Below are 13485 nucleotides of genomic sequence, written 5' to 3' on the forward strand. Positions count from 1 at the left end.
GGAGCGCGCGTTCAAGGTCGGAAAGTCTCAACATGTGTCCTGCCAGGCAGAAATGTTATTCACCGTGACATCGAACAGCGGACCAGCTGCAGTGCTAGCCGTCATGCGTATCCCGGTGGGGATGGAACTGCTTCCGTCACCGTACTCCAACTGCCCAGAGTACTGAACCCAGTTCCCTTGCTTCAGCTGAGTCTCCATTTTCCGTTCGCATCGCCGCATTCCACTCTTGTTCATACGGTCAAATCCGGTGAACAGGTTTTCCGCCTTGGGTGCCCCATTGAATTGATCACCGATGATGTGAGTCTTGTTGTAGATGCCCCGTCCTCGGCCGGCGCTGTTCGAAGCACCGTCCGGGAATCCTGCCACGGAGACCGATGCAATACTGTCGCGTTTGCTCCCGCTGGGTTTCAGGTCCGACGGGCAGATCAGTGCGGTGGCGCCCGTAGCTCGGTTTTCGTCATCAAGTGACTGATAGTTGTAGCGCTGGCTTCTCGGAGTGGTGCCACAGGCATTGTCATCGTCAGTGTCTGTGCCACCGCCACCGGGGCCGTTGGTGGCCGTCGCCGTGCTCGGATCCGCTGTTGCCTGCGAGCTGGTCGCGTCGTGGCCGGCTGCCGCCGCGGCGTCCTCGGCGGGGGTGGTGCCGAGGATCGGGGTGGAGTTGGTGCCGCCGAGGTTCTGGTTCCTGGGGCGGGTGGGGATGCCGTTGGCGCCGCAGTCGTCGCTGACGGAGGCCGCCAGGACGAAGACGGCGGCGCCGACGGCGGCCTCGGGGGCGAAGAAGAAGCCGGCGGCGATCGCGAGGCCCCCCAGGACGACCGCTCCGCCGATCATGTACGCGGTGCTGTGCGAGGAGGACGAGCCGGACGAGCCGGAGACCAGGGCCCCGCCGTTGCCCACGTGGTGCAATTTGCCGTCGCCGAGGGTGACGGTCACGTTGTTGTCGAGATCCGAGCCCGTGTCGTGGGACACCGGCGTGTGCGAGCCGGCGCTCGAATAGTCCTGGTTCATCGCGTCGTCGAAGTCTTTGTTGAACTGCTTCTCCCACGCGTCCTGTTGCTGCTCCAGCGCGCGTTCGTCGGCGGCGTTCCTGGCCCGCTCGGCGTCGGCCTTCGCCGCCCCGATCGCCCACTGCTCCTGCGACCATTCGAGCATCCGGCCCATCTGGCCCGCCTGGTAGTTCTTGAGCCAGGCCTGCATCTGCTCGTAGGCCTCCTCCTGGGCCTTGATGTCGTCGCTGGCGCAGGCGTCGTTGCCGCTGGTGTCGGTGTTGTCCAGCGGGTCGTCGTTGCCGTAGGCGTACGGGTTGGCGTTGACCGCCGGGGTGGGCGCGTTGGTGGCGGAGTCCGCGCTGGTGAAGGCGCCGTTGGCGGGGTCGTACCAGCGGGTTGCGGTGTTGACCTGGCCGGTGGCGGAGTCGGTCCAGCCGCCCTGGTAGCCGAGGTCGGTCCGGTTGCCGCTGGAGGCGGTGCGGTTTCCGTAGGCGTCGTAGGCGGTGGAGCCGGTCAGGGCAGTGCCGGTGCCGGTGAAGGTGCCGGTGATGTCGCCGTGGCTGTTGGACAGGGCGAAGGCGGCGCCGGTGCCGTCGGCGGTGGAGGTGGAGAGCAGGCCGCCGTAGGGGTCCCGGCCGAAGTTCTGGGAACCGTCGGAGACCGGGGTGTTGGTCCCGTCGTCGTAGCTGAAGGTGGCGTTGCGGCCGCCGGAGGAGGCGGTGGCGAGCCGGCCGAAGCCGTCGTAGGAGTAGGCGGCGCCGATACTGGAGCCGGTGACGTCGTCGAAGGCGTCGGAGCTGTAACTGGTCGTACTGCCCGAGGAGTTGACGCTCGCGGTGGTGCCGCGCGCGGTGTAGCCGTAGGTGGTGGTGGCGGAGCCGCTGGCGACGGAGGTCAGCTGGTTGCGGGCGTTGAAGGTGGCCGTGGCGGAGCCGGCGGTGGTGCGGTTGCCGTTGCCGTCGTAGCCGTAACCGGTCGTGCCGGAGCCGGTGGTCGCGGACTTCAGGCGGCCCGCGTAGTCGTAGTCGTAGGTGCTGGTGCCCGATCCCGCGGTGCCGGTGGTGGTGACGGTGGCGACCTGGCCGTCGGGGTTGTAGGTGTACGCGGCCGACGCCTCGGTGCTGCCGGACGGGGAGGTCAGGACATCGGACTTGAGCTGGTGGAGCGCGGTGTAGTCGTAGGCGCGGGTGGCTCCGCCGGCGCCGTAGCCGATCGTCTTGACCTGGCCGACAGTGTTGTAGGTCAGGGTCGCTGTGGTGCCGGTGAGCGGGTCGGTCTCGCTGTTGACCCGTTGGTCGGCGTCGTAGCCGAAGGTCGCGGTACCGGCCTTGTCGGTACGTGAGGCGATCTGACCGTTGCCGTCGTAGGTGTACTGCGCGGTGCCGGAAGGTCCGGCCATGGCGACGATGAGCCCGCGGTCGTCGTAGCTGAAGGTGTCCGAACCCCCGGGCGCGGAGACCGAGTCGGGGCGGCCCGCGGCGTCGTAGCCGTAGGAGCGGGTCGTGGTGGCGGCCTCCGCGCCGGTGCCGGTCTGCGAGGTCAGCTCGCCGTTGGCGTCGTACCCCTCCGTGACGACCACCCCGCCGGGGCGGGTGACGGTGTGCATTCTGCCGTTGGCGTCGTAGGCGGTGGTGGTGGTCCGGTCGGCGGCGGAGGTGAGCCCGGTGACGCTGGGCAGGATGGTGCTTTCCGGCAGGCCGAGGGAGTTGTAGGTGTAGAGGGTGACGTTCTTGTCCGCGTCGGTGTAGCGGGTGCGGGCGCCCGCCGCGTCGTAGCCGAAGGACGTGGTGATGGAAGTGGTGGCGTCGGCGGGCTGGCTCTGGCCCACCATCCGGTTCAGCGCGTCGAAGGTGGCGGTGCTGGTGTGCTGCCGGGCGTCGGTGGCCGAGGTCTCGTTGCCCGCGGCGTCGTAGCCGTAGGCGGTGGAGCTGAGCGCCGCGCCGGTGGCGTCAAGTTTGGTGGTGGAGGTGAGCCGCCCGGCGAGGTCGTAGCCCTGGGTGGTCCTGGTGCCGTCGGCGGCCGTCGTCGTGAGTCCCTGGCCGGTGGCGTCGTAGGTGTAGCCGGTGACATTGCCCAACGGGTCCTTGGTGGTGACCGGTTCGCCGAGCGCGTCGTAGCCCGTGGTGGTCACGTTGTGCAGCGGGTCCTCGATCGAGGTGAGGTCGCCGAGTCCGTCGTAGCCGTAGCTGGTGGTGTAGGCCGCGGCGGTGGGAGTGCGCTCCACCTGGGTGGAGGTGATCTGCCGGCCGAGCGGATCGTAGGTGGCCTCGGTCCTGGCGCCGGTCGGGTCGGTGGTGTTGAGCGGTTCGCCGTCGGTGTCGTAACCGGTATGGGTGACGCGACCGCCGGGCAGGGTCTGCCGCACCTGGTCACCGAGCTGGTCGTAGGTGTACGACGCCTGGTTGTGCAGCGGATCGGTCTCGGTCAGGACCTCGCCGAGCGCGTCATAGGTGTACGACGTGGTCGGGGTGACGCTGCCTGACCCGTCGGGCGCGGTGTACGAGGGCTGGGACACCGCGAGTACCCGGCTGTCGGCGTCGTAGGTGGTGGTGACGATCCGGCCGTCGGGGTCGTTGGACTCCACCCGGTCACCGAAGGAGTCGTAGCCGTTGCTGGTGACGGCCACGGTCTGCTGGGCGGCGCCGCCGCCGGTCTCGGTGCTGACCGGGGGCGAGGAGGTGGTGGTGAGCCGGCCGGCCTCGTCGTAGCCGGCGGTGGTGGTGTAGGCCGCGGCGACCGCCCCGGCCGCGTTGCCGCGCGGGTCCGTCTCGGTCCTGAGCAGGCCGCGCTGGTCGTACGTCCAGGTGGTCGTGAGCGGTGCGGATCCGGCGGTGCCGCCGCCACTGTAGAGCGAGGTCGCCTCGGCGGCGGTGAGGACGCGGTTGTAGACCTGCGCCTTGCTGATCGAGCCGTTGAAGTACTGGGCGGCGGCCCCGGCGGTGTAGCCGCGGCCGATAGCCAGAGCGCCGGTGCTGGCGATGGGGGTGGTGTCGGTCGCGGTGCCCTGGGCGACGCCGTTGACGTAGAGCGTCATCTTGCCGGTGCTCGCGTCGTACGTGCCGAGCAGGTGGGTCCAGGTGTTGAGGGTGGGCGCCGCAGTGGAGTTGGCGCCTGCCAGGGTGGGCGCGGCCACGTCGGTGGTCGCCCGGTCGAAGGCCCAGCGGCCGGCGGTGGGGTTGTAGTCCAGCGAGAAACCGGCGGCCTTGGAACCCTGCTGGGAGATGACGGTCTGCCAGCTGCCGGTGGGCGTGCTGGTGATCTTCGCCCAGGCGGCCACCGAGAAGCTCTTGGCGGTGTTGACGACCGTACCGGCGGTGGCGATCTGCCCGGCTCCGCCGAAGACGGCCGAACCGCCGTTGTCGGACGACCAGTTGGTGGATGCGTTGACCGTGCCGACGTTGCCGGTGCCGGAGAAGTCGGCGGCGGTCGGGCTCTCGCCGTCGTCGAGCTTCCACCAGCCGGCGGCGCCGACGGAGACGGCGGACTCGCCGCTGGTGGTGGCGGAGGTGTACAGCTCGCTGATCTCGTTCTGGGTGAGCTGGCGTCCGTACAGCTGGACGTCGCGGATCCGACCGGCGAAGAAGTTGACGGCCGTGGCGGCCGCCTTGCCCCGGCCGATCGCGACACCGACGGTGCTGGCCATCGGGGTCGGGTCCGACACCGGGCCGGTGCAGCCTGTGCAGACTCCGCTGACCTCGGCGGCGTTGACGTAGAGGCTCATCCCGCCGAGCCCGTCCTCGACGCCCACCAGGTGGGTCCATACCCCGGCCGTCGCCGGAGCGCTCGCCGCGGCGGTGTAACTGGCCGAGGTGGCGGTGTCGTTGGCGGCTCGGACGAACGCCCAGGACTTGGTCGTGTGGTTGTACTCCAGCTGGAAGGCACTGTTCTGGGCGCCCTGCTGACTGACGACCGTGAAGTCCTTGGTGGTGCTGGTGGCGCTGAGGTACGCCCACGCGGAGACGCTGAAGGCCTTGGAGGTGTCCACCACCGGGGTTCCGCTGGTCGTGATGGCCCCCGACGCGCCGTTGAACTGCGCGTAGTTGCCGCCGGGCGGCGCCCAGGTCGCCCCGGTGGCCGGGACGCCGGTGAAGCCGTTGCCGGAGGAGTCGGCGGCGTTGACCGCGCCGTCCGTCAGCGGCCAGTAGCCGGCCGGCCCGGTGGTGTCGGTGCGTACGGACTGCGAGGTGGTGTTGCCCGCGGCGTCGTAGGAGTAGCCGACCTGGCGAGTCTGGCCGTCGCCGGTGAGGAGTTGGGACAGGACGTTGTCGTCCGGGTCGAAGGTGTTGGCGGTGACCCGGTTGACGCCTGTGGGGTCGACGGCGGTCCTGCTGGTGCGGTCCGCGGCGTCGACGGTGTACGTGGTCTGCCGGGTGCAGGAGGTGCCGGTCCAGACGTCGCATTCCCAGGTGCGGTTGCCGGCCGCGTCGTAGTCGTACGCCTTGTCCGTGACGGCGGACGCGGTGCCGGAGGCGACGGTCTCGGACTGCAACCGGTCGTCGTCGAAATAGCTGTAACCGGTGGTGCGGCCCATGGAGTCGGTGACGGAGGCAAGCCGCCCGGCCGGGTCGTAGGCCCGCGACTCCAGTACGAGGTCCTGCGCGCCGGAGGGCGCGGTCGGGTCACCGGTCCAGCCGTTCAGGGTGGTGGTGAGCAGCTGTCCGGTCGCCGAGTAGCCGTAGCTGTAGGTGGTCCCGCCGGGGTCGGTGCGGGAAGTGGTCCGGCCGGAGGTGTCGTACGTGTAGTGGGTCGCCAGGTTCGCCGGGTCGGTGGCGGTGATGACCCGGTTCTGGTCGTCGTAGATGTAGCTGGTGCTGCGGGTGACGTCGTGGCCGGTGGTGTCGGCGGTCGAACTGCCGGTCAGGTCACCGTCGGCGTCGTAGGTGTAGGTGGTTTTCGGGGTGTGGACGGTGCTGGTGACGGCGTCGGTGGTGGCCTGGTCGGTGACGGTGGAGACCCGGTCGAGGGCGTCGTAGGTGTAATGGGTCTGCACACCGCCGACGGGCGCCCCGTAGTAGGTGAAGGTCACCGGGTAGGTGTCGGAACTCACCGCCTTGGTGGTCAGCCGACCGAACACGTCGTTGCTGAGGTAGGTGGTCTCGCCGGAGGGGTCCCTCTCGCTGCAGACCTGTCCGTAGCAGTAGTTGAACCTGGTGACCTGGCCCCTGGGGTCGGTGACCGTGGCGAGCATCCCGTAGGGCTCGTTGGTGACGACGCCGAGGGTGTTGGTGAACGTCTCGTTGTTGTTGTAGTACGTGTACTTGACGGTCCGTCCGCTCGGGTAGTCCGAGGTCGGGGGCGTGGTCACCGTGGCGATGGCGCCGAACGGGGTGTAGGTGTACGCGGTGCGGTAGGCCGGGTCGGCGGTGCCGGTGGCTCCGGAGCGGGCGTCGGCGGCGTACAGGACCTTGCCGTTGAGCGGGTCCATCGGGTCGGCGGCGTTGGTGTGGTAGCTGAAGTACGAGGTCTGGCAGGAGTTGGCCGCGCGGCAGGTGGTGGTGGTCAGTACGTTGCCGTACACGTCGTGCCGGCGGGTGACGGTGTGGCCGTCGGGGTCGGTGCTCGCGTCCTGGTATCCGAGGGAGTCGTAGGCGTAGCTGGTTCTGCCGCCGAGTGCGTCGGTGACGGCGGTGGTGCGGTTGCCGTTGGCCGGGTCGAAGGCGTACTTCTCGGTGCCCTGGGTGGGGTCGGTGACGGTCAGGGTGGTCGACGGCATCAGGGTGCTCGCGGAGCCCTTGGCCTTGTACAGGCCGAGCGCGGCCTCGACTCCGGTCAGGTCGAGGTCGGTCCGGTAGATCCCGACCTGGCCGATCTCGCCGTTGAAGTAGCCCTGGGCGTTGGCTGTGGGGAGCTTGGGCCAGGATCCCGCGATGTACCCGGCGCCGACGGTCACCGTCGTCTCGCCCGAGGTGGCCACCTGGCCCGCGATGGACTTGCCCGCGCGGGTGGCCTGGCTCTGCCCGTCGAGCCACAGGGTCTGGGTGGTGCCGGTGGCGCTGAGTTCGACCAGGTGCCAATTGCCGTCGTTGACCGCGGCCTTGGACGCCATCGGGGAGGTGGTGCCGTCCCAGAACTGGCCGTGCAGCAGACCGTCCGAGCCGATGTAGAGGGCCGGGGTGTAGCTGGTGGGCACCGAACCGGTCTGGCCGTTCTGGTACGAGAAGAGCACCCCGCCGGCCTGTTTGGTGTTGAACCACAGGGCGACGGTGGCGTTCCCGGTCGAGTCGTCCAGCGCGCCGGAGGGCAGCGAGAGGTAGGAGGAGGTGCCGTTGAAACCTGCGGCGGTGTCCCCGCCGGGCCCGAAGATGCCGGGTTCGCCCAGCATGACGTCGTTGTAGATGCCGTCGGTGGCGCTGTCGGCCGCCTTGTCGATGCCGTACTGGTTCACCGCGGTGAGGCCGGCCGGCTCGGTCATCGGGTAGTCGTACGAGGGCCGGGTGCCGCGGACGACGCCGTAGTAGGCGTCGTTGCTGCCGGTGGTGACGGGAGTGGCGAGGGTGTACGTGCCGCCGTCGGCGTCGGTGACGGACGAGGCGCGGTCGGTCAGGGCGTCGTAGGTGACGGCCAGCGCGGTCTTGCCGGAGGGAAGTCGGGTGCCGGTGAGCTCGTCGGCGGCGAGCGTCCCGGAGGCGTACTCCTGCTGGACGGCGGGGAGTCCGAGCGGGTGTTGCAGGAAGGAGACGTCCTGGATCTGGCCGTTGAAGAAGCCCAGCGCGTTGGTGGTCGGGCTGGCCGGCCAGGAACCGGTGAGTTCACCCGCGCCGACCGTGGTGTACGGCCAGGCACCGAAGGTGATGGTGGATCCGGTGAGGGCGGCGACCTGCGCACCGTCGAGGAAGAGGGTCTGGTCGGTCCGGGCGCCGGAGAGCACCAGGTAGTGCCACTTGCCGTCGTTGACCGCGTTCGGTGAGGTCATCGGCGCTGCATGCCCGTTCCAGAACTCGGCGCGGAGTTTGCCGTCGCTGCCGATGTAGATCGACGGGACGTAACCGGAGGTGATGGCCGTTCCCGGCTTCCCGCTCTGGTACGAGAACAGCGTGCCGCCGGCCTGGGTGGTCTTGAACCACATGCCGACCGCGAGGTTGCTGCCGGCCGCCACCAGGTTGTCCGGCAGCGCTGCATAGGAGCTGGTGCCGTTGAACGACGCGGCGGTGGCGGGCGATCCGGCCAGCGGGCCGGGCTGACCGAGGGTGACATTGGCCAGCATGGCGTTGGTGGTGCCCTGGTTGACCACGACGCTGTCGGCGGCGGTCGTGGAACCGGTGGCGTCACCGAACCGCCAGTAGTCGGTCGGGTTGGAGTCCTGGACCATCGAGGCGAAGTGCGATCCGGAACTGGTGCCCGAGGTGTAGGTGTAGCCGGTGCAGGCGGTGGATGTGGTGGTGCTGGTGGCCGGCGGGCAGACGGCCGTGAGGTAGTTCGCGGCGTTGTAGGCGTACGCCCAGGGGTGGGTGATCCCGGCGACCGTGCGGTCGGTCACCGAGACGACATGCGGGACGTTCTTGACGGCGCCGTCCGCCGCCGTCAACTGCTGTACGCCCCACGTCAGTTCGAGAAGGATGTTCGGGTCGGGCGCACTGTTGGTGGCGCCGTCGTTGTAACCGTTGTCCTGGTTGAAGCCGTATCCGGCCTGGACCGGTTCTTTGACGGCGGTGGTGGCGCCGCCGGGCAGGGTGAGGGTGACCGTCTTCCAGTCGAAGTCCACTCCATGGCCGTTGCGGTTGCCGAACTCGCTCAGGCCCCAGTACGGCTGGCCGGTGACCGGGTCGGTGGCCGCGACGGTGAAGATGTAGCGCATGCCGGACTTCTCGGTCAGCGCGAAACCCGAGGTGCCGTAGCCGGCCGGCGGAACCGTCAGGACCGCGTAGTCACCGGCCGGGGGGCTGTAGGTGCCGTCACCGTTGGCGCCGAAGCGCTCCTGCCGACCGTCGGCGAGCGTGATGACGATACTGCCGGAACCGTCGGAATCCGGCGTCGCCCGCATGTCCAGCATCGACGACCAGCCCGCACCGAACGCCTTGAAGACGCCCGGGTCAAGGCTGTTGTAGGTCCGCTCGATGTCCAGCGCCGGGCCGTCGGCCACCGCGCCCACCGACAGGTCGGTCGCCTGGGTGGAGTAGTTGCCCATCTGGGGGTCGACGCCTTTGATGGTCGTGTCGTACGGGGCGACGCCCAAGTGCGCGGTCACCAACGGCTGTGGCGCGGAAGGGATGTTGAAGTAGTCCGGCGCGGACCACAGGGAGGTTGCGTTGCCGTCGCTGACCAGCGCGGTCCAGTAATACGTGCCGCCCCAGGCGAGCTTGGCCGTCGGCACCACCCAGGTCGAGGTGGCGATCGCACCCGAGGTCGCCAGCGCGGTGGTCGAACCGTCGGCGTAGACCGCGAAGGAGTAACTGAGCGCGGTACCTGGGTAGTTGTCCGGGTCGTGGCCGGTGACACCGAGGGTGGGGGTGAGGCTGAAGACAGAACCGTTGTTGCCCGGGGTGAAGGTGTCGATGATCGGCGGGTTGTTGACCACCGGCAGCGAGTAACAGGTCTGCGGGACGCCGTAGGTGGAGAACAGCACACCGTTGTACGCCATGTCCCAGCAGATCAGATACGTCACCCCCGCGGTGAGCGCGGGGATGGCGGCGGTGACGGTGACCGGCTGATTCGGGGCCACCGTCGACGGCATCACCGCGGGGGTCGAGGCCGGGGTGGTGAGCAGCGTGCGGGTGGTGCCGGAGACGGTGTAGAGCTGGTAGGAGAGCTTGTAGCCGTTGGTCGGGGTCCAGGTCGCGGTGCCCCGGTTCTGCACGGTGACCTTGCCCCAGCCGGGCTGGTTGTTCCACGGCGAGGCGTAGCTGACCTCGGAGTACGAGGCCCCGGCGCCGTTCGGCGTGTACTCCACCGCGAGGTAGGCGTCGTCCGCGTAGAACTCCTTCGCCCCGGCAGCGGTGTTGGGGGCGGTGAGTTGCAGCCCGTAGTTGGCCGCCCAGCCGTGCGCCCAGTTCATCGCAGTCGCGGTGTTCAGGCTGATGCCCTCCCACTGGCGGCCGTTGGCACAGTCGGTCCCGGCGGCGAAAGAAGCACTGCCGATCTGCGCACCGGCCGCCGGACCCGGATAGGTATTGATCTTCGTCGGATCCCAAGTGGCGCCCACCGCGGCGACGTTCACCGGCTGGACCGAACAGGTGCCGCTGGTGTCCTTGCCCGAGAACTCGGTGTCGAGCCAGAGCGTGGAGTTGACGATGTAGTCGTTCGCGAACTGCGTCTTGAAACCGCTGAATTGCAGGTAGGAGTTATAGGTGTGGCTGAGGTACTGGCCCACGTACAACTGCCCGTTGCCGTTGAAGTTCTGCGTCACCCCGGACTCGACGTAGGTCGTGGCCGAACTCGCGCCCTGGCCGGTCGGGTTGGCGGCGGCCGTCAGCGTCCGGTACGACGCGTCGGATGCACCGGGCGACGCGGCGGCGCTCGGCGCCGCTGACCCGGTCGCGGAAGGTGCGATGCGGGCCCAACTGCCGTCGGAGCGACGCTCGTTGATGGCATGGGTGTGGATCTGGGCGGTGTACGTACCGTCGGCGTTCTTGAACACGGTGGTGGTCGCGGTGTCCAGCTCGGGCTGCTCGACGCTGGTGGACGCACGGAAACCCTGCGGCTTCTTGCGTGCCGGTGCGTCGGCATCCGGTTCGGGTGCCTTGTGCACCCGGCTGCCCGAGCCGGCCGGATCACCCTGCTCGGCATGGGGCTTGTAGGCCGGCACGGCACCCTTGACCGGACTGGCAGCCGAGGCGCCGACCTTCGACTTCGCCTTGCTCGCCGTGGCCGACGCGGAAACCGCGTGCTTCTTACCCGCCGCCGAACCACCCTGCTGCACCGGCGTGACAGGCGCCGCCGCCGAAGCCGGCAACGCCACCGCCGACTGCCCGCCATAGGTGACAACCAACGCGGCAATCGCCATAAACGCTGTCGCCCGTAACGAACCCGGCGCACGGCGAGCGGATATCCAGAAGTGACCCACGGTTGTTCTACCCCCCAGAAGAACCACAAGCCCCTTGGTTACCGGGCCGGTTGGGGGACCTTCTATCAGCACGGAACCGAATCCGGACAGCCATTCATCTCGTGCGATATCATCCAAATTTCCTCAACACCCACCCGGTATTGATCATTCCGCGAGCATTTCTTTACTGTTCCGTGGGATCTGACGACCCGTTCGCGGGAGAAGCTGACTGCCCCGGCGGGGGCCGGGGTCGTACAGAGGACAGGGGACGGTCGGCGGGGATGGGACCACAACGGACCGGCACCCTACGGGCGTTGCCGTACGGCGTTCTGCCGCTGCTGCTCGTACTGTCGGCGTTGTCCGCGACCGGCGCGTCCGCCGCGCCGGCGGCGGATGTGACGCCGCTCAGTGCCGAATGGCCGCTGGACGCACAGCACTTCGACGCGGTGAAGGTCTGGGGGATCAGCCGGGGAGCCGGTGTCATCGTGGCGGTGGTCGACAGTGGGGTCAGTGCCGGTCACCCCGACCTCGCCGGGCGGGTGCTGCCGGGTACGGACATCACCCGCCAGGCGGCCAACGGTCGGATCGATGTCTCCGACGACTCGCACGGCACGTCGGTCGCCGGGGTCATCGCGGGAACCGGCGGCACCGGGCACGGCATGGCAGGGCTGGCCCCCGCATCGTCGATCCTGCCGGTCCGGATCAGCACCGACGGCGCCTCGGATCCGCTCGCGCTCGCCGAGGGCATCGTTTATGCCGCCCGGCACGGAGCCAAGGTCATCAATATCTCGATGACCACCGACGTGGCCGACCCGCAGCTCCGCGACGCCGTCGGCTATGCGGTCGAACACGACATCGTCGTGGTGGCGGCAGCGGGCAACGACGGGCGGGCGGGAAACCCGGTCAGTTATCCGGCCGCGTTCCCCGGGGTCGTCGCCGTTTCCGGAACAACCCGGGACAGCGCATTCTGGCCGACCAGTGAATCGGGCTCGTACATATCCCTGGCCGCCCCGGCAGTCGGCATCTATTCGACGAACAACAACAGCGGCTACCTCACCAAGGACGGGACAAGCTATTCCGCTCCTTATGTCTCCGCCACCGCCGCACTGCTACGCGCCGCCTTTCCTTCGGAGACCACCGGGCAGATCATCGCCCGGCTCATCACCACCGCCGACCGGCCGACCGGCGCGGGAGGCGCCCACGGCCGCGACGACCGTCTCGGATACGGCGTCGTCAACCCGCTGAAGGCCCTGCGGGCCCCGGCACCGGCCGCCCGTACCAACCCGCTGATCAATGCCGTCGGCGGCACGGCGGCCAAGTCCGCACGGCAGAGCGCCGCCACGCCCTGGGGCGTCGGCGGCATCGCCGCCGCGTCGGTGGCGATCGCCGCGGGTGGGCTCGCGGTGTTCCGGCGCCGCCGCCGCACCTCCTGAGCCTGGTGCCTCCGGCTCCCCACCCGCCACCGACCAGCAGCAAGGATCATCGCCATGCCGGTTCCGACCATCGCGCGCCTCGTCGGCGGTGTCCGCAGACGCCCGGTCCTCGTCGGTGGTGGCGCCGTGACCGCCGTCGTCGCCGTAACGCTCACCGTGCTCCTGACCGGGAACGACGCTCCGAGCCCCCGGGCGGACAACGTCTCCCGCAACTTCCGCGCCTGCCTGCTCGTCTCCCCCACCAACGCGACCGACGCCGGGCTCGCCCGGGCCGCCTGGCAGGGCATGCAGCGGGCCGCCGGGGCCGGTCACGTCAACGCCCAGCGATTCCCCACGCCGACCATCGACGCCAAGGCCGCACTGCCGTACATCAACGGTGCCGTCCAGCAGCACTGCGGTCTGATCATCGCCGTCGGCGCCGGTATGAAACCCGCCACCGAGGCCGCCGCCGCCGCCAACCCGCACCAGCGGTTCGCCCTGGTGGGCGGCGCCTCCAGCCACCCGCGCATCGCGTCCGTCGCGGCGACGGACGGCAGCAAGGGCCTGTCGGCGAAAGTCGAACGCCTCATCGCCGCGAACGCCGCCGCATAGGGCCGACCGGTCGGCCGGAGTCACCGCGTCGGCAACCACACCTCCAGCCCCGTCCATACGGCCTTGGGGCTAGAGCAGTGCGAACTGGCCCTCCGGGCCCTCCTCGTGGTGGTCCAGGACCGACGCGGGGTGGCGGGTCCACTCCGGCGCCGGCAGGACGCCCGCCCTGCGCAGTTCCGTCGCCGTGATCCGGTCCGTCACCTCCAACTCCTCCTGCTGTGGGCGTAGTTCCGCCAAGAGCGCCAACACCGTGATCAGCTCCAGCAGTTCCGACGTCCATGTCTGCTGCCATGTGGTCGGGCGGATCGCGGCCAGTGTGCCCGGCTCGGCGGACTCCGAGGTCCGGGACGTGAACCACTCCTCCAGGACGCGTACTCCGCTCACCTCGAAGTCCCAGGACTCGGGCGGTACCGGGGAGATGCGGCCCTCGTCGAGGTGCAGGGTCTCCTCGTCGCGGTCGTAGTGGAGGGTGAGGGGGAGGGGCGGGAGC

The 13485-nt window shown here is 69.3% G+C and carries 4 protein-coding genes; 2 read left to right on the forward strand and 2 right to left on the reverse strand.

Going from position 1 to position 13485, the window contains the following annotated elements; translation table 11 throughout:
* Positions 1–27 precede the first annotated feature (27 nt).
* Positions 28–10917, reverse strand: a complete 10890-nt coding sequence (locus JHN63_RS20940; protein WP_200682639.1) for a LamG-like jellyroll fold domain-containing protein — start codon at positions 10915–10917, stop codon at positions 28–30.
* 335 nt (positions 10918–11252) lie between these two features.
* On the opposite strand from JHN63_RS20940, the gene JHN63_RS20945 reads away from it, so the two are divergent.
* On the forward strand, positions 11253–12404 hold the full coding sequence (locus JHN63_RS20945) for a S8 family serine peptidase (protein WP_200682640.1): 1152 nt from the start codon (positions 11253–11255) through the stop codon (positions 12402–12404).
* Between the two features lie 54 nt (positions 12405–12458).
* A complete protein-coding gene (locus JHN63_RS20950) occupies positions 12459–12995 on the forward strand; it encodes a hypothetical protein (protein ID WP_200682641.1) in 537 nt (178 codons plus the stop codon).
* Positions 12996–13064: 69 nt separating this feature from the next.
* On the opposite strand, the gene JHN63_RS20955 is transcribed toward JHN63_RS20950, so the two are convergent.
* Positions 13065–13485 (reverse strand): type ISP restriction/modification enzyme (locus JHN63_RS20955; RefSeq protein WP_307781936.1); only part of this gene is annotated, 421 nt, incomplete at its 5' end.

It is taken from the genome of Streptomyces sp. MBT65, from assembly GCF_016612545.1.
Lineage (GTDB): Bacteria > Actinomycetota > Actinomycetes > Streptomycetales > Streptomycetaceae > Streptomyces.